Genomic DNA, 18036 nt, shown 5'->3' with positions numbered 1-18036 from the left:
GCGTCATGATTCAAGAAATTATAGCTTTCGCCATATTAGGATTTGCCGTAGCATTTTTGATTAAGAAATTCTTCTGGAAATCTAAAAAGAAAAAAGACTGCGGAGATGGAAATTGTGGATGTTCTTAAAAAAAGATAATGACGTCCTAACATTCAAGAGAAATTTCAAAAAGCTTCACGAGATTAAAATTCTTTGTGGAGCTTTTTTATTTTTTAAAAAACTTTACCAAAAGAAAAATGTCTTATTTTAATGATTTTAAAGCTTTTAGTATGCATGTATAATAAATGAGAAATTTATTTTTACATCAATAAAACTACATTAAAATGACAAACTTTGAAAAAGAAGAAATTGTAAGAGACAACAGAGTTGCTAGATTATTATGGTTTTCTTTTGGATTTTTGTGCGCTTTCGGGATAATGTGCCTTTTAAAATTCAAATTATAAATCAACATTAAAAGTTCTTGTAATTAAAATAGAATCTCATTTAAAACAAAAAGCAACTTCAGAATTTGAAGCTGCTTTTTTGTTTATTTGAAACGAATTGTCTGTCGAAAACTATTTCACTCCTTCCCACTCAGCATAAAATTGAGCTAGAAAGGTTTCCATAAAATGATGTCTTTGAGCTGCAATTTCTTTGCCTTTTTCTGTATTCATTTTGTCTTTCAAAAGCAAAAGCTTTTCGTAGAAATGATTAATAGTCGGAGCATTGTTTTTTTTGTACTCTTCTTTCGTCATGTTTGTTATTGGAGCAATTTCAGGATCATATAAAGCTCTGTTTTTAAATCCGCCATAATTAAACGCTCTCGCAACGCCAATAGCTCCTATTGCATCCAAACGATCCGCATCCTGAACAATATCCAATTCGACAGAAGTAAACTTCTTTTCAAAATTTCCGCCTTTATAAGAGATATTTTCAATAATATTTACAACATGCTGAATGATGTCTTCTGAAACATTTTCTGTTTCTAAAAACGCACGTGCTGTCTTTGGACCAATTGTTTCGTCTCCGTTATGAAATTTACTATCGGCAATATCATGCAATAAAGCACCAAGCTGCACAATTGTAATATCACAATCTGTATCTTTTGCAATTAGCAAAGCATTTTTATAAACACGTTCAATATGAAACCAATCATGTCCGCCTTCAGCATCGTTTAATTTTTCTTTTACAAAAGCAATTGTTTTGTTTATTAAGGATGTATTCATAAGTGCATTTTGAAATTTTTTGAGTCCTTTTAAAGCCTTCTGTTTTATTCGAGATTAAACTGCCTTAATCAGATCTTAATCGGTATTTTATAAAAAATGTTGATTGCAAAAAGCTGGTAAGCCTCTAACAATCAACATATGTTTTATGTTTTATTTTAAATCGCAACTTTATTGCAATTAATAAAATCTATATTAAAAACTTTAAAATTAAAGTCTAGCTGGCTCTACCCATTTGAAGATATGACCTTCAGCAGGAATTACCAATCTTTCAGAAATTTTAGCCATACGTCCTGGTAATTTCATCAGATAATCACGTGCTTTTTCGGCTTCATCTGTCAAATTAGAAATTTTATCAATTTCCCATTTAGTGATCAACTTTTGCATAATATCAACGTAATCATTTGCAGTGTAAACGCCAATACGTTGCGCTGAATCTGAAAACTGCTCAAATGCAGAGCTGATTTTTTGACCAGATTCTCTCAAAAAGTGAGCTGGCATAACGATTTTCTGCTTCATCATGTATTGAAAAGCAAGCATCATTTCACTTGGATCTACCTGAAAAATTCTAGTTACAAACTCGCTATATGCATGATGATGACGCATTTCGTCTCCTGCAATCATTTTACACATTTTAGACAACTTGTTATCTCCAAATTTCTTCGCCATCTGTGCTACTCTATTGTGCGACACGTAAGTTGCTAATTCCTGAAAACTAGTATATACAAAATTTTTGTACGGGTCAGTTCCAGTTCCAATATCAAATCCGTCGTTGATTAAATGCTGTGTTGTCATCTCGATTTCACGCATGTTCACACGACCAGACAAATACAAGTATTTATTTAAAAGATCTCCGTGGCGATTTTCTTCTCCAGTCCATTGTCTGATCCATTTTGACCAGCCGTTTCCGCCGTTTTCAATCTGATCCACACCTTCTACATCCATTAACCATGATTCATATGTAGGCAAAGCTTCCTCAGTGATGGTATCACCAACAAGCGTAACCCAGAAATCATATGGAAGTTCTTTAGCAATTTCGCGCAATTCTTTAACCTCTTCAAAGAAATTTTCTCCTTCAGAATTAGGCAAGAAATCTGACGGCTGCCAAATTTTTTCCACTGGAATTAAATACTGTTCAACGAAGCTATCCACGTTTTTTTCCAAAAACTGCATTACTTCTAATCTAATGTTTTTTATAGACATTACTTATTTTTGATTTGGGATTTAAGTTTCAGCACTTTGGCTAAAAACAAAAATCTATTTATACTCGTTTACTCCTTCTACAACTGCCTTTTCAGTCAAAGCCATTAATTCGGCAAAATCATAATCTTTTACCGCCATTGCTTTGTGAGCTGTAAAAGTCAGATTGTTTCCTAAACCAACAGGAAACATTCCGTAGCGAACCATTTTCCATGAATTATTAATACTCACCGGCACAACATAAGCTGATGGTGCGTATTTACACAAGATTTTTAAACCACTTTGGGCAAATTCTTTAGGCTTTCCAGTCTTGCTGCGGGTTCCTTCCGGAAAAATAACTGCAGATCTGGTGTTTTTTTCGATATATTCAGACAAGCCTTTGATTACAGGAATCGCTTGTTTAGGGTCTTTACGGTCAATAAGCACTGATCCACCGTGTTTCAAATTGAAAGAAACACTTGGGATTCCGCTTCCTAACTCTTTCTTACTTACAAATTTACAATGAAAACGTCTAAAGTACCAAATCATTGTAACGATATCGTACATACTTTGGTGATTGGCAACAAAAATGATTGGAACTCCTGTCGGAATATCTTCTACTCCCGTCACTTTATACGTTGTTCCAACAAGATTTGTACATCTTAAAAGCCAAAAGTTCAAATAATCCACACTTTTTTTGTGCGCCTGATATCCAAAAACATTTAAGCAAAACCATTGTATCGGATGAAAAACCACCAAACACAATCCAAAACATAAATAGTAAATAACAGATATTGGGTACGAAATTATCTTTTGCATGCCTGAAAAATTAATTGCCAAAAGTAGTAAATATATTTTTAGCCTTATAAAAATTGAAAACAATAACTGTTTTTCTCGTTTAATTGTACCTTTGCCGTAAAATTTGCAAATTTTTTCTGAACTAAATGAACTTCACTTACCCTAAAAATGAACGCTTAAAAAGCAAAACGACAATTGGATTACTATTTTCTGAAGGGAAATCGGTGTCAAAATATCCGCTCCGTTTGGTTTATCGTGAAGCCGAAGAAAATTCAGAAGAAAAAATTAAGCTTGGCGTTTCAGTTTCAAAGAAATATTTCAAGAAAGCCGTTGACCGAAATTACTTCAAAAGAGTACTGCGAGAAACCTATCGATTAAACAAACATTTGCTTTTAGATCAACTCGATCAACCGTATTCGATTATGTTTTTTTATCAGACAAAAGACAAATTATCGTATCAGGAAATCAATACCAAAACGATTCAGTTGTTTGAGAAATTCCTTCAACAAATAAACAAAACTCCGGATTCTGAAAATAAAACAGAATCGTAAGTCTTATAAGGCAACTTTATTTATCAATTTGGGCAAAAAATTATAAAAAAATTGTAGTTTTAGCTCTAAATTGGAACTTTATGAGATCTATTTTCTATTTATTCTTTTTGGGTTTAATTTTTTCGAGCTGCTCAAAAAACAGTGAAGAAATTGTAAATGCTGATATGGCAATCTCAGCAGTAAAATTGCCAGCAAAAAAATATGAATCTGGCGGTGCCGATAAAAATCTAGATGCTTCTTCGCCTGAAATTGAGCAAAAAATTATAAAAGAAGCCTCTCTTAGATTTGAAACAAATGATTTAGAAGAAACATTCAATCAAATCAAAACCGCGGTAACAGCAAACAAAGCAACTGTTTTAGTAGATTCTGAAGGAAAAGATTACAATTCGGTTTTCAGGAATCTTACAATTAAAGTTCCAAGTCAAAATTTTGATACCTTTATCAATACGATTTCAAAAGGAGTTTCTTATTTCGAAAGAAAAGATATTTCTGCAGAAGATGTTACAGAACAATATATTGACCTTACTACAAGATTAAAAAACAAACGAAAACTTGAAGAACGTTATTTGCAAATTCTTCAAAAAGCCACAAAAATCAGCGAGATTTTAGAAATAGAAAAGCAAATCTCAATTATCCGCGAAGAAATTGAAGCAAAAGAAGGTCAATTAAAATATTTAGAAAGTAGAGTTTCTGAAAGTACTGTTAGAATTGAGTTTTACAAAAACCTTCCAGAACAGGAAGCGGTGCAACTATCATACGGATCAAAAATCTGGACCGCAATTAAATCAGGATTTTTTAGCTTGTCAAGCTTCTTTATATCAATTATCAGCATTTGGCCGTTTGTAATTATATTTTGTGTATTAGCCTATTTTATTAGAAAAAGATTTAAAAGAAAAAAAGCATAATCATGTACCCATATTTAAAAAAGAAGTTCGTCATACCAACCGTTGCAGCGGGATTATTATTTATTGGAACCAGTTTCAAAGAAGATTTTTTTGAAATTGCGAAACAAATAGAAATTTTTACAACTTTATTCAAAGCCGTAAATACAAATTATGTTGACGAAACCAATCCGGGCGATTTGATGGACAAAGCCATTAAAAGCATGTTGGGAAGTTTGGATCCTTACACCGTTTACTTTAACGAACAGGATGTTGTGAATTTCAAAATCAACAATACTGGAGAATATACTGGAATTGGTGCTTTGATTTCCAGAAAAAAAGACCGTTTGATTGTTCGCGAACCGTACAAAAATTATCCTGCAGACAAAGCGGGATTAAAAGCTGGCGACGAAATTATTCAGATTGGCGATGTTTTGATAGCAGATTATAAAGATGATGCTTCTCAATTAATGAAGGGAACCAAGAATACCAAAATCCAAATCAAATACCTTCGCCAGGGAAAAACCAATACAACAGAATTGGTTTTGGATGAAGTTGATATTAAATCGGTTCCGTTTTACGGAAAAATTGATAACAAAACAGGTTACATTGTTCTTTCTCATTTTAGCCGAAAAGCTGCTGCTGAAGTAAAAGACGCTTTGGAAAAATTAAAAGCAGACGGAGCAACTCAAATTGTATTAGATTTAAGAGGAAATCCGGGAGGTTTGCTAAACGAAGCGATTGATATCTGTAATTTATTTGTTCCAAAAAACGAAGTGATCGTTACAACAAAATCAAGAATTGAAAAACACAATAATACCTATAAAACGACTAAAGAACCAGTAGATACTGAAATTCCACTAGCAATTTTGGTTAATGGAAGAAGCGCATCTGCATCTGAAATTGTTTCTGGAGCATTACAGGATTTGGATCGTGCCGTGATTTTAGGAAGCCGCAGTTTTGGTAAAGGATTGGTTCAGCGTTCGGTTGATTTGACTTACGGAACACAATTGAAAGTTACTATTTCCCGCTACTACACTCCTTCTGGGCGTTGCATTCAGGCGTTAGATTATGCGCATAAAGACAAAAATGGTGTTGCTCAAAGAACGGAAGCAAAAAACTTTAACGCTTTTAAAACCAGAAAAGGAAGAACGGTTTATGATGGTGGAGGTGTTTTGCCTGACATTGAATTAGACGAAACAAAAATGAGTCCGATAACGAGTGCTTTATTAAAAAACGACGGTATTTTTGATTATGCAACGACTTATTATTATAAAAACCCAAATCTTGGTGATAAAATTCCGGTTCTGACTGATGCTGACTATGCAGGTTTCAAACAATATTTAAAAACTAATAAAATCAGTTTTGACACCGAAACTGAAGTTGCTTTGAAAAATACGCTTGCTGCAGCAAAAAACGAAAAAATCGACGAAACAATTGCTCCGGAATATCAGCAATTGTTAGCTGCATTGGAAAAAAGCGAAAACACTTTACTGGATAAAAATCAAAAAGAAATCAGAAATTTAATTCAGGAAGAACTCATCAAAAGATATCAATATCAAGAAGGTTTATATCAATTTTATTTAAAAAACAATTCAGAAATTAAGAAAGCGGTCAGCGTTTTAAATAATCAAACTGAGTACAAAACGATTTTAAAAATGTAAAAATGAAATGAAACTTTGTTTAGCCCTATTTCTGTTTATTATTTACAATTTATCGGCACAGCAAAAACCTATTGAAACCATTTATTTTGAGTTTGACAAATACGATCTAACTCCTCTACAAACCGAAGTTGTAATTAATTTCATTAAAAGCATTGACACGGCAAAAGTCGAGTCAATACAAATCTACGGATACTGCGATGATCGCGGTACAGACGAATATAATTTTAGATTATCGAACAATCGTGCCAATACGATTCAGAATCTGTTGACATCTGCGGGATTCAATCAAAGCAAAATTGTGATTCTAGAAGGAAAAGGCCGTATTGTAGTACGACCTGATACTGTCGAAAATCTTCATGAAACCCGCACCCGAAATCGGCGGGTTGATTTGATAGTAGTAAAACGAAACAGTTTTGGAAAAGGCATTTATACTTCTTTTAAAGACAATTTAAAAGTTGGCGACAAAATCTATTTAGAAAGTATACTATTTGATATTGGAAGTTCAGTATTAACCTCCACTTCAAAAAAAGAGCTGGACAAAATTGCCGAGAAACTTCTTCATCAAAAAAGTATACAATTTGAAATAAGAGGTCACGTTTGCTGCACTCCCGATTTATATGAAGACGGAATTGACAAAGCCACCAAAGAAAGAAGACTTTCCTGGAACCGCGCCAAAACGGTTTTTAATTATCTAAGTTCTAAAAAAGTTTCTAAAAACCGAATGACGTATCAAGGTTGCGGCAATAAATATCCGCTAGGAAAAGGAGATAAATATGACCGCAGAGTTGAGTTTTTGATTACGAAGATATGAATCGTTTAATTCAAAAAAAACTTCATTTTACTTAAAGTAATACTTTAAAAAAAACTATTATTAAATTATTTTTTAGATGATTATGAAATAATTTTAGCGCAAAAACAATTAATGCAAAAAAGTTGCGTTAATTGTTTTTGCGCTAAAATTCTTAACCACGGATCATCTCAATATGTTCAATATCATCTTCTAAATACATTTCGCTGGTTTGGACAAAACCATGGCTTTCGTAAAACTTTTTTAGATATAACTGAGCCCCAATCGTAATTTGATCTTTGCCGAAATTTTGTTTGATGGCTGCAATTGATTCACGCATTAAATCATGTCCCCATTTTCTATCTCGATAATTGGCATCTACAACTACTCGCCCTATCGAAGCGTTATCAAAACTGATTCCGGCATCAAATAAACGCGTGTAAGCAACAATTTTGCCGTCAAATTCACCAATTAAATGCAAACCTTTCTTGTCTTTGCCGTCAAGGTCCAAATAAACGCAGTTTTGCTCCACTACGAAGATCTCGCTTCTCAATTTAAGCAAATCATATAGTTCGTTAACCGTTAATGCCTCAAAAGGCTTTATTTTCCATTTTAATTCCATTATTCATTATTGTTGTAGTCGAAAAGACGAAATTAGTTTAAAAAAAGAAATTCCAATCACAAACTGTAATTGGAATTTCTTTAAATGAGAAAATATCGTTTTATTTCTTCTTCGAAATAATTTCCATGCTTTTATATTCGGCACCGTTTTTCATATCATACATTTCGAATTTTCTAGTTGTCGGATCAACAATAGTATAAACTTCACGATAGGGAGTTTTTTCCCCCTTTACAGGATCTACAGTTTCTCCTTTTAATTCGATTGTTTTTGTACTTTCGTCATATTTACCATAAGCCACCATCATTCCGGTTCCCATATTGTCAATAAAAGTATTCGTAAATTCTTTAGTGGCATTATTATATGCTAACGTTCCTTTTCCTTCAAAAAGAGCTCCCATAATAGTACCTTTATAATCAGTTTCTTGATAACGCCCGCCGAAAAGCATTTTTACGGTTGCTATTGAAGTTGCTTTTTCCGGTTTTCCATTTGGCTCATACCAAAAAGTCATATCACAAGTCCATGTTCCAACTTCCTCTGTCATTATTTTATGAGGTTCTCCTGGAGTTGCATACGCTTGCCATGCTTTTACCTGTGTTGCAGAATCTACAGGTGCTTCAGCTTCAGTAATTGGTTCTTCGGTTTTAATACTGTCTGAATCTTTTGTTGTTACTGTTTCTGTTTTTACTTCTTTTTTACAAGAAATAAAACTTAATATCAATACTACTAATATTCCGGCTACATTTTTCATAAGTATTTGTTTTTATGTTTGTTACAAACAAATTTAATGAAAAAACATTTAGTTTCAAGTTTCAGGTTTCAGGTTTCAGGTTTTGCTATACGAAAAGCTTAATTCTAACACACAGATAGAACTTGAAACCAAAAAAACTACTTTTTATCAATCTTAACTGATTTAATAATCGCTTCTAAGTCCAGCATTAAATCGCGTTCCTGATTGGAAGGTGAATAACAAAAACCTTCAATTACTAAAATCCGATTATATTTTTCGTCTATAATAGCATAATTAATAAAAGGTCCGGCCATAAAGTCGTTTCTCATTTCCCAGCTTCCTTTCGTTTCATAGGCTTTTTTTCCGTCCAAAAATGTTGATGTAAAATAAGGCGCATAAGCTTCACCGGTAATCATTCGGGTATTTGGTTCTCTTCCCTTTATGTATGCACCGACAGAGTCTCGCATTTTTATAATATCACCGACTATATTTGACTTTTTAAAGGATCGAAGCGGAACCTGATAAACAAGCAAACTTGTATTACCGCTTATAATGTTCTTCTTAAGCCAAATAAAATTCTTTTTATGAAGCATGTATTCGTAACCAACAGGAATTTCAAGCGTGGCATGGAATTTATTTTTGATAATAGCCTGATTAAGTAATGATTTACTATTATCCTGTTGAATTTTTTCAATTTCTGCATCACGGATAATTTTTATCATTTGAGCAGAATTGAGTTCAATGCTGCAAATAATATCATCTACTGATTTTCCGTAAATGCGAAAAGTATTGTGTGGGAGTTTTTTGCTTCGAATGATTTCGAACTTGTCGGTTGCTGCTTTTTTAACAACAATTATGCTTCTACTATCTGTAACAAAACCTTCGAGCAAGCGTGCAGGATATTGATTGATTGTAAAGAGAGGCTCTTCCTGAGTCAAGCCCCAAACAGGCGAAGCAAATTTATTTCTGATGGTGTCGCCAACCTCTCCGTACCACAACTGATCATCTATGATAACCGAAATTGTGTTTGTTTTGCCAGAGACTGGTTGCGATTGCTTATCGTTTTTAAGACATGAAATCAGTAAAAACGGCACTAGTAGAAATAAAAAAAGGGTTTTATTCATTTTTTTAATTTATGAAATAAAACCCAAATTTAGATGATTTTTTTATTATCCGTTTATTTTAAGTTTCATTCCGGGTTTAATATCTCCATCTTTTATACCATTCCATTTTTTAATATCTGAAATCGTAACTCCAGGATATTTTTTTGAAATACTGTATAAAGAATCTCCTTTTTTAACGTAATAATCTTCACTGATTTTTTTCGATGCTGCACCTTTCTTGAACGATTCAATAGAAACATTCGACGCGATAGCAGTATTTACATTTGCAGTTTCTTCAATTGCAGGAACTTCTTTAGAAATCACTAAAGTTTTTCCTAAACCAATATTGTTTGAAGTAAGACCATTAAGTTCTTTTAACTCCGCAATAGTCGTACCGAATTTCTTTGCAATGCTTCCTAAATTATCGCCAGCCGCTACAACATATTCCTGTGGTGTAGCAACTTTTTCTTTATCATCTGCAGCTGCAATTGCTTCTTCAGACTTTTTCTCTACAGCAGGAATTACTTTTACATCTTTTGAAATCTTAGAGCTATCAACGTCCGATTTGATTTTCAATGTTCTTCCTAAAGCAACATTATTTGATTTTAATCCATTCCATTTCTTTAAATCAGCCAGGTTAACATCGTATTTTTCAGCGATTGCTCCTAAATTATCTCCTTTTTGAACTTCATAGAATTGAAAATCCGAATTTGTTTTCTGAGGTTGCAATCTTACTTTCGGTGCCACTTTCAAAGCCAGTTTTGCAGGCATTGTGCGTATCGTTGACATATAATCAACATAGGCATAAATTTGTTTTTCGTTAGAAACAAAAGTCGCAATTTTATCTTTCGGAAGACGAAGACAATGCTGTTCTCCTTGATAATAAGGCACAACATTTAATTTATAAGAAGGATTTAAAAGCTGAATTTGTGATTGTGGCATATCAAGCAAATCGGCGATTTGTTTGAAAGTCATTTCTTTTTTGATGTTCAGCGTATCTGTTTCGAAGTTTTTGACAACAGCTCTTTCTGGGTTGATTCCGTGTTCTTTATGATATTCAAAAAGATACATTGTTGCATAAAATGCCGGAACATAACCTTGAGTTTCTTTTGGAAGATTACTGCGAATATCCCAGTATTTTGTTTGTCCGCCAGAACGGCGAATGGCTTTGGTAACGTTTCCAGGTCCTGAATTATAAGATGCTAAAACAAGTTCCCAATCATTAAAAACCTCAAACATTTTGGTAAAATAATCGCTTGCCGCAGCTGTAGATTTCATTGGGTCGCTACGCTCATCAACATAAGAATCGATTTTTAAAGCGTATTGTTTTCCAGTTCCGTACATGAACTGCCAAAGTCCTGTGGCGCCCATTTTAGAAACTGCTTTAGGATTTAAAGCAGATTCTACAACGGCTAAATATTTAATTTCTAAAGGAACATTGTTCTTTGCGAACGATTCCTCGAAAATTGGAAAGTAATATTCTGATAAAGCCATTAATCGAGAAAACGATTTTTTACGATTCTTAAGAAATGACTTTATTAAGTTTTCTAAACCTTGATTGTATTCTATATTAAACGGAGATTTTTCGTTCATTGCCTGCAAACGCTGTTTTAGCAATTCTGTTGGCAATTCCTGATCAACCGTTACGTCTGAATTAATGGTTTGAATATCTTTTGATAGATCATCATAAATATCAAGACTTGTTAATTCTTTCATCCAAAGACTGTCTGCTTTTGCAGCCACGTCATTTTTTTTGAATGTGCTTTTAACCGAATCGAGATACGATAATTTTACTTCTGGCTTTACTTCTACTTCTGATGATGGAGATTGCTGTGCAAACATCGACATTGAACATAGAACTCCGACTATTAAAGATATTTTCCGTACAATCATATAACATTTTTTTAAAATCTTATAAATCAATAAATTATAAGAGACGTATTTTTGCAAAACTAAAAAGTTTAGTGTTTAAAAATACGCAAAAAAATGTTAATTGTGATATTTTATTCTAAAATTGCTGCAATTCCAGGTAAAACTTTACCCTCAAGCATCTCTAGCATAGCTCCACCACCTGTTGAAACGTAACTCATTTTATCTTCAAAACCGAATTGTTTTACAGCAGCAACAGAATCTCCTCCTCCTACTAATGAAAACGCTCCGTTTTCTGTAGCTTCAGCGATATAATCACCTAAAGCGATTGTTCCTTTTGAGAAAGTTTCCATTTCAAAAACTCCTAATGGACCATTCCATAAAATAGTTTTAGACTCTAAAATTACTTTTTTGAAGTTCTCTAAAGATTTTGGACCTGCATCAAGACCTTGCCATCCGTCAGGAATTGCAATTACATCAACAACCTGAGTATTTGCAGTGTTTGAGAAATCATCTGCAGCAACAACATCAACTGGAATATGAACCTGAACACCTTTTTCTTTTGCTAATCTTAAAATTTCAAGAGCTAAATCTTGTTTGTCATCTTCGCAGATAGACTCACCAATTTTTCCACCTTGAGCTTTAACGAAAGTAAAAGTCATCCCTCCACCGATAATCATGTGATCCACTTTATCTAAGATATTTTCGATAACTGTAATTTTTGAAGATACTTTTGAACCTCCAAGAACTGCAGTAACAGGTTTTTCGCTGTTTTTCAATACTTTATTTAAACTGTCAATTTCTTTTGCCAATAATGTTCCGAAACATTTTTCAGTTGGGAAAAACTGAGCAATAATTGTAGTTGAAGCGTGTGCTCTGTGCGCAGTTCCGAAAGCGTCGTTTACATAAATATCGCCAAGTGAAGCCAATTCTTTTGCGAAAGCAACATCTCCAGCTTCTTCTTCAGCATGGAAACGTAAATTCTCTAATAAAAGAACTTCTCCAGGTTTTAAATCTTTTGCAGCAGTTTGAGCTGGTTCTCCAACACAGTTTTCAGCAAATTTCACTTGAACTCCTAAAATTTCAGAAGCTGTTTTTAAAATATGTTTTAATGAGTATTTTTCTTCAGCACCTTTTGGTCTTCCTAAATGCGACATTAAAATTACACTTCCGCCTTGCGCTAAAATAGCGTCAATTGTAGGTTTCGCAGCTTCAATACGTGTTGCATCAGTTACATTGAAATTTTCATCTAAAGGGACATTAAAATCAACACGAATAATTGCTTTTTTATTTTTAAAATCGAAATCGTTTAAAGTTTTCATTTGACTAGTTTTTTAATTTTTTTGAAAGAACAACAAATATAGAACTTTTGGAGTACTAATAAATTCGGATATACTAAAAAATCGATAATTAAAAGAACGAAAACGTTATAATTTCACAAATAAATTGGTTTATTAAATATTAAACACAATTTTAAATGCAAATTTTACATCTTCTTTTATATAAAAAAACCTTTCCTGTCTACAGACTGACAGAAAAGGCAAAAAATGAAACGAATAATTTCTGTTTTTTTATGCTTACTATTTATTTTGGAGAAAACAGATCGATAAATTCTTTTGAACAGGAAACATGATAGTTTCGAATTCGTTAGTTTCTTCTGTATTTTTAGAAACCAGATAATTTCCTTCGACAATTCCGAAATAAGTTAATAAAGGGGAATAAAAAGTAATTCCGATTTTATGTTTTGATGAATCTGTAGAATCTGTATTGATAATATCCAGCTGATAATTAATAAATGGAAAATAAGAGTTTCCGAGAACATCTGTAACACGATGAAAATTTCCTTTCAATTGTTCAACATAGCCACTTACTGCAATTCCGGTTAAAAAATGCAATTTCTCTGCTTTTTGATTTTCGGCCAATAATTCACGAAAAGTGTTTTTCGGATTTGCTTCAAAATTAAACTGCTGACTCTGCATTTGATATTCTTTGAAAGTATCTTCGAAAACATATTTGTCCCAAAGAAAAGTCGAAGAAGAATCAATAACAATTCGATAAGCGAGTTTTATTTTCTTGATTTCCATTTTCTTAATTTACTTATCCAAAGGAACTTCCATGACTAATAAAACAGCATTTTCAGATAATGCTTCCCATTCAATAGTTCCAACTTTTTTAATTCCTAAACCGTCTTTTGCTTCTAAAAGTCGATTTTCAATTTCGAAAGCGCCGTGAATAACGAAAACAAAAACACCATTTTCAGCATTTCTTAAAGCAAAAAAACCTTCTTTTCTTCCATCATAAACACCGATGAAACCAATTGCTCTTTCAATTTCGAATAAATTATTCAGTTTATTATGAGCATTTAAATCTACCTTATATTGCTGAAAATAATTTTTGAAATATTGTTTTCCCATCTGAAAATCAATTTCGAGGTAACTAACATTCTCTTCTTTATAAGGATTAAATATTTCTATTTCCAAATCATCGTCTGCGGCTAAGACTCTAATTTGATCGACACGTAGAAACTCCTCATTACCGATATTATCCTTATATTCAATTCCGCCGAATAGCGGCAGAATAATAACATTCGTATTTGAACTAACAAATCTTGTGATACGTTGTTGGGGAGCTAATATTACTTCGTTAAGGATTTTTAAAGATCCGAATCCGTTTCTGGATAAATCCTGATAATTTTCGAAGTTAAAAGTTGAAAAACGGTTGTGTTTCGGAGAATTGAAAGCACCTCGAAAATCTGACTTATAAATTTGAGCTGGTATTTGAACTATCATTATAACTTAATTTTAAAACTAGGACGCTACATTAATTGTATGCGTTAAAACAAAACCGTCACTTACGCTTCCGGTTACAGTTGACATTTCGTTTGCCACTGAATCAGAGAAAACGTTATCAGAAGCATTATTAGTATAACCACTCAAACCTTTTGTGTAACCATTTTGCGTTGATGCGTTGACTAGCGCGACCGCACTGTTTGATCCTTCAGGAAAAGCAATTTGTGTAACCAATAGCGATGTTCCGCTTGCGCTGTAAATATGAACATGAATATGTGTCGCACGGCCAGAATACCAACCCGGGAAAATTGAAGTAAAAGTGACCAAACCATTTTCGTCAGTTGTTTGCCTTCCTCTTAAAAAATGAACCGAAGTGTAATTTACCGATTGCATTGAAGTTCCGCCATATTCAGAATAATAACCGTCTTTATCACAATGCCAAATGTCTACAATAGCATCTTTTAAAGCAGCACAATTTGCTTTTGTGTTTTTAATCGTTATTTTAATAGTAAAACCAACACCGGTTCTATCCATTACAATATTTGATTTTACTAAAGATGATGGCGTAATTGTTGGAAAAGGTCCAGCTGTTTCTGAAGGACTAACAGAACAATCGCCAGAAGAAGATCCTGAACCAGAAGAAGAACCTGAATCTGTATCAGCATCAGACACATCGTCTTTACTGCAAGAGTTTATAATAGGAATTGCCAAAGATGAAATTCCGATTAAACCCAAACCTCTTAAAAACTCTTTTCTTTTCATTGCTTTTTGTTTTAAATGTTATACCAATAGAATGATTAACAGTTATTTTCGAGTAAAATTATTCGAAATTAAAGCGTTGGAAAATGTTTGAGGTAAACCACAAAATTTATGAGGTAAACGGAGAAAATATATTTTTTTGTAGTAAAAATAATTCAATTTAGACTGTCTTTATTTCTTGTCTAAAAGAGCAAAAAAAGCTTCTTCGTAACTGGCGCTAACTGGAATTTCGGCCTGGTCAATAAAAATTACTTTATTTCTGATTTTCTCTATTTTAGAAACTGGAATAATAAACGAACGATGCACACGGATGAACTCGGTTTCAGGCAATTTTTGAAGGATTGCTTTTAATGTCATTCTTGCCACAACTGTTTTTTGATTCTGAATATGAATTTTCAGATAATCATCTAAACCTTCGATATATAAAATATCTGAAAACAGGATTTTTATCAAACTATAGTCGGCACGAATGAAAAGATGTTGTTGTTCAATATTTTGATTTTGTAGTTTCCATTGTGAAAAAGCTTTTTCAGTCGCTTGCTGGAAACGGGAAAGTGAAATTGGTTTTAAAAGATAATCGGTCGCGCTCAGTGTAAAACCTTCAACAGCAAATTCAGAATAGGCTGTTGTAAAAATGACCATTGTTTTGTGAGGCAGCTTTTTGTAAAAATCCAAACCAGAAATTGACGGCATATTGATATCCAAAAACAATAAATCAACGGGATATTTCTTTAGATATTTAAACGCTTCATCTGATCTTGTAAAAACTTTATCCAATTCTACATAATCAATAGTGTCGCATAAACTCTGAAGAATTTCTAATGCCAAAGGCTCGTCATCTAATGCAATTGCTTTTATCATCCTACTTTTATAGATAGATTTACAACGTATTTTTCCGGAGTATCTTGTATTTTAAGCTGATGTTTATTCGGGTAAACCAACTTTAATCTTTCAATTGTATTCTGAAGTCCAATTCCTGATTCAGATTGTATTGAAAAAGTCTTTTTATTAGAAACCAATAAAGTCAGTTGTTCCTCTTTTATATCAATACTGATAGAAATTTCAGAAGTTTGATCTGGGTTTACACCATATTTAAATGCATTCTCAATGAAAGAGATTAAAATTAAGGGAGTGATTTGTTTTCCAATAGTATTTCCTGTGACTTCATAATCAACAATTACGGTATTGCCCAAACGTGTTTTTTGGAGTGAAATAAAATTATTGATGTAATTGATTTCTTTGGTCAAATCAATGACTTCATCATTAGAATTGGTCATGATGTAACGCATTAATTCTGAAAGCTGCACAACTGCATCTGGAGTTTTATCGTCTTTTTTTAAAGCCAATGCATAAATACTGTTCAAAGTATTAAATAAAAAATGCGGATTGATTTGCGCTTTTAGAAATGCCAACTCCGATTTTACTTTTTCTTTTTCAACACTCTGCAATCTTCCTGTGATAGCAAAAAGCAGACTTGAAATTACTCCAATTAAATAAACCAAAGCGGTATGTCCATACTGTGTTGGCGGACCGCCTACAAAATCAAAAGGCATTTCTTTAACCATCGAAGGGGGCGGAGGAAATTTTTCTGGAAACAAACCAGGATTGTGCTCAAAATGTTCCGGTGGATTTCTAAAATCTAAAAAATTTCGGGCAGGATGATCTAAAGTAGTTGATATCCAAAGAAAAAAAAGAAGAAATCCGATGATGATGGAATAGTAAATGAACTTCTTTTCGGAAAAATAGAATTTCGGAATTAAGTAATAATAGTTAAAATAGAAAAAACAAAGTAGTGTAAAATAGATGAAAAAATAAATACGATCATGCGCATTGGTGTATAAATGCGGCAATGAAAAAATCGTATTTGTCGATGTGAAGGCATACGGCAAAAATAAAAAAGCGAGGCACAAAACAATGTGTTTCGCGTAAAGTGAAAATTTAGCTTTCATAAATCAAATTTGATTTATCATTTTGACGATGCAAATTGATACTATTCAAATTTAATGTTATTGTAAGTTTATTTCAAATTATTGCGGTAAAAACACATAATGTTGCGACTCGCTTTGTAATAATGGCTTCTTTAGCCTAAGAAATGGTTTTGTTCTTATTAATCGTGAACTGGACTCTGCGTACAAGGACAGTTACTGATAGCCTGCAAGAAATCAAAACCTATGGTTACTACGTGAGTACCTGTATTATAATTCCCTAAATCGTTGAACATAACCTGATAGGAATATCCGAAGTAAAATCTAGACTTCATGAAACCGGCCATTGGTCCGACAGATAATGGTTTTGGGAACTGGTCGTTTAACATACGGTATGAAACTCCGATCCAATAATAATCTTCATAACGATTGTAACGTCTGTATTTGAAGTTGAAATCGGTTGTCGAACGTTTATCACTTGCAAAATATTGATAGAAGATAGATGGTTCATATTCGATTCGTCTATTTTCTCCGTCGTTAAAAACATATCCGGTATACACCTGATAGTTTGAAAGCAGATTTGGCTCTACTCCACGATATTTATCAACGTTTTTCTTCAATACGTTATTCGCATTAAAACTCAAATAGAAGTTTTTATTACGATACAATGCACTAATGTCAAAGTTATTATTTCCCGTGTAACGATTATCTGTTACCGAAGGATCCAGTATTGGATGTTCAATCGTATTGTTAAATTCATCAATATCAATTCTGAAACTGTTGAAGTTATACGAAATACCAAAAGACAAATATTGTTTAGAATAATAATCCAAAATCAAGTGATGCGCAAAGGAAACTTTAGCACCAGTTTGTCTTGTGTATCCATTTTTGTCATTGTAAATCGAGATTCCAACACCAGAACGATCCAGGATTCTAAAATCAGCGTATAAAGACTGGTTTTCAGGCGCATCTTTAATTCCAACCCACTGCGTCAAACCATTTGCTCTAATTCGAAGGTTATCTCCAATACCAGCGTAAGCAGGTGAAAGTACAAATGGGTTATCAGCTAAATACTGGGTAAACACCGGTAGGTTTAACTCTTGGCTGTAACTTGTTGTTACAGCCATGAGTACTAGGGATAAAATAAACTTTTTCATTGTAATAATTTTTTTAGATAACA

General features: G+C 33.0%; 19 protein-coding genes. 5 read left to right on the top strand and 14 right to left on the bottom strand.

All coding sequences use genetic code 11. The annotated features are described in order from the left end of the window. Positions 1 to 5 precede the first annotated feature (5 nt). Positions 6 to 128, top strand: coding sequence for a FeoB-associated Cys-rich membrane protein (locus ACNFIH_RS12970; RefSeq protein ID WP_208110888.1), 123 nt, complete (start codon positions 6 to 8; stop codon positions 126 to 128). A gap of 426 nt (positions 129 to 554) precedes the next feature. Here the strand turns inward: ACNFIH_RS12970 and ACNFIH_RS12965 are convergent, their stop codons facing one another. The 3 genes from ACNFIH_RS12965 to ACNFIH_RS12955 form a co-directional block, all read right to left on the bottom strand. Next, the gene (locus ACNFIH_RS12965) at positions 555 to 1205 is read right to left on the bottom strand and encodes an HD domain-containing protein (RefSeq protein WP_426483470.1); all 651 of its coding nucleotides are present in this window, start codon (positions 1203 to 1205) and stop codon (positions 555 to 557) included. Between the two features lie 207 nt (positions 1206 to 1412). Then, positions 1413 to 2405 carry an acyl-ACP desaturase gene (locus ACNFIH_RS12960; RefSeq protein ID WP_142451328.1) on the bottom strand — a complete coding sequence of 331 codons (993 nt, stop codon included), beginning with the start codon at positions 2403 to 2405 and terminating at the stop codon, positions 1413 to 1415. A 54-nt stretch (positions 2406 to 2459) separates the two neighbouring features. Then, complete coding sequence (locus ACNFIH_RS12955) at positions 2460 to 3200, bottom strand: lysophospholipid acyltransferase family protein (RefSeq protein WP_035653482.1); 741 nt, start codon at positions 3198 to 3200, stop codon at positions 2460 to 2462. A gap of 125 nt (positions 3201 to 3325) precedes the next feature. Between ACNFIH_RS12955 and rnpA the strand changes: the two genes are divergently transcribed. The 4 genes from rnpA to ACNFIH_RS12935 all read left to right on the top strand — a co-directional run bounded on the left by rnpA (position 3326) and on the right by ACNFIH_RS12935 (position 7086). After that, the gene (gene rnpA, locus ACNFIH_RS12950; RefSeq protein ID WP_426483469.1) at positions 3326 to 3730 is read left to right on the top strand and encodes a ribonuclease P protein component; all 405 of its coding nucleotides are present in this window, start codon (positions 3326 to 3328) and stop codon (positions 3728 to 3730) included. An 80-nt stretch (positions 3731 to 3810) separates the two neighbouring features. Continuing rightward, a complete protein-coding gene (locus tag ACNFIH_RS12945) occupies positions 3811 to 4635 on the top strand; it encodes a DUF4349 domain-containing protein (protein ID WP_426483468.1) in 825 nt (274 codons plus the stop codon). 2 nt (positions 4636 to 4637) lie between these two features. Beyond that, on the top strand, positions 4638 to 6275 hold the full coding sequence (locus ACNFIH_RS12940) for a S41 family peptidase (protein ID WP_142451324.1): 1638 nt from the start codon (positions 4638 to 4640) through the stop codon (positions 6273 to 6275). A gap of 7 nt (positions 6276 to 6282) precedes the next feature. Beyond that, positions 6283 to 7086 carry an OmpA family protein gene (locus ACNFIH_RS12935; RefSeq protein ID WP_426483467.1) on the top strand — a complete coding sequence of 268 codons (804 nt, stop codon included), beginning with the start codon at positions 6283 to 6285 and terminating at the stop codon, positions 7084 to 7086. Between the two features lie 151 nt (positions 7087 to 7237). On the opposite strand, the gene ACNFIH_RS12930 is transcribed toward ACNFIH_RS12935, so the two are convergent. The 11 genes from ACNFIH_RS12930 to ACNFIH_RS12880 all read right to left on the bottom strand — a co-directional run bounded on the left by ACNFIH_RS12930 (position 7238) and on the right by ACNFIH_RS12880 (position 18013). Then, a complete protein-coding gene (locus ACNFIH_RS12930; protein ID WP_426483466.1) occupies positions 7238 to 7684 on the bottom strand; it encodes a GNAT family N-acetyltransferase in 447 nt (148 codons plus the stop codon). Positions 7685 to 7784: 100 nt separating this feature from the next. Further along, positions 7785 to 8432 carry a DUF1579 domain-containing protein gene (locus tag ACNFIH_RS12925; protein ID WP_426483465.1) on the bottom strand — a complete coding sequence of 216 codons (648 nt, stop codon included), beginning with the start codon at positions 8430 to 8432 and terminating at the stop codon, positions 7785 to 7787. A 137-nt stretch (positions 8433 to 8569) separates the two neighbouring features. Continuing rightward, positions 8570 to 9535 (bottom strand): DUF4837 family protein, encoded by a 966-nt coding sequence (locus tag ACNFIH_RS12920; protein ID WP_426483464.1) that lies wholly within the window; start codon positions 9533 to 9535, stop codon positions 8570 to 8572. Between the two features lie 45 nt (positions 9536 to 9580). Then, a complete protein-coding gene (locus tag ACNFIH_RS12915) occupies positions 9581 to 11407 on the bottom strand; it encodes a LysM peptidoglycan-binding domain-containing protein (RefSeq protein WP_426483463.1) in 1827 nt (608 codons plus the stop codon). 110 nt (positions 11408 to 11517) lie between these two features. After that, the gene (locus tag ACNFIH_RS12910) at positions 11518 to 12705 is read right to left on the bottom strand and encodes a phosphoglycerate kinase (RefSeq protein WP_426483462.1); all 1188 of its coding nucleotides are present in this window, start codon (positions 12703 to 12705) and stop codon (positions 11518 to 11520) included. A gap of 258 nt (positions 12706 to 12963) precedes the next feature. Continuing rightward, on the bottom strand, positions 12964 to 13467 hold the full coding sequence (locus ACNFIH_RS12905) for a hypothetical protein (protein WP_426483461.1): 504 nt from the start codon (positions 13465 to 13467) through the stop codon (positions 12964 to 12966). Positions 13468 to 13476: 9 nt separating this feature from the next. Then, a complete protein-coding gene (locus tag ACNFIH_RS12900) occupies positions 13477 to 14172 on the bottom strand; it encodes a hypothetical protein (RefSeq protein WP_426483460.1) in 696 nt (231 codons plus the stop codon). 18 nt (positions 14173 to 14190) lie between these two features. Then, entirely contained in the window at positions 14191 to 14934 is a 744-nt protein-coding gene (locus tag ACNFIH_RS12895; RefSeq protein ID WP_426483459.1) for an intradiol ring-cleavage dioxygenase, read from the bottom strand. Positions 14935 to 15102: 168 nt separating this feature from the next. Next, complete coding sequence (locus ACNFIH_RS12890; RefSeq protein ID WP_426483458.1) at positions 15103 to 15792, bottom strand: LytR/AlgR family response regulator transcription factor; 690 nt, start codon at positions 15790 to 15792, stop codon at positions 15103 to 15105. Beyond that, positions 15789 to 16880: a sensor histidine kinase gene (locus ACNFIH_RS12885; RefSeq protein ID WP_426483457.1), complete on the bottom strand. Its 1092-nt coding sequence runs from the start codon at positions 16878 to 16880 to the stop codon at positions 15789 to 15791. The genes ACNFIH_RS12890 and ACNFIH_RS12885 overlap by 4 nt, the downstream gene beginning before the upstream one ends. A 158-nt stretch (positions 16881 to 17038) precedes the next feature. After that, the gene (locus ACNFIH_RS12880) at positions 17039 to 18013 is read right to left on the bottom strand and encodes a PorP/SprF family type IX secretion system membrane protein (protein ID WP_035653473.1); all 975 of its coding nucleotides are present in this window, start codon (positions 18011 to 18013) and stop codon (positions 17039 to 17041) included. Positions 18014 to 18036: the final 23 nt, after the last annotated feature.

The organism is Flavobacterium sp. 2 (assembly GCF_049949195.1).
Lineage (GTDB): Bacteria > Bacteroidota > Bacteroidia > Flavobacteriales > Flavobacteriaceae > Flavobacterium.
The sequence above is the reverse complement of the archived record's forward strand: the minus strand, read 5'-3'. Positions and strand labels throughout refer to the sequence as shown.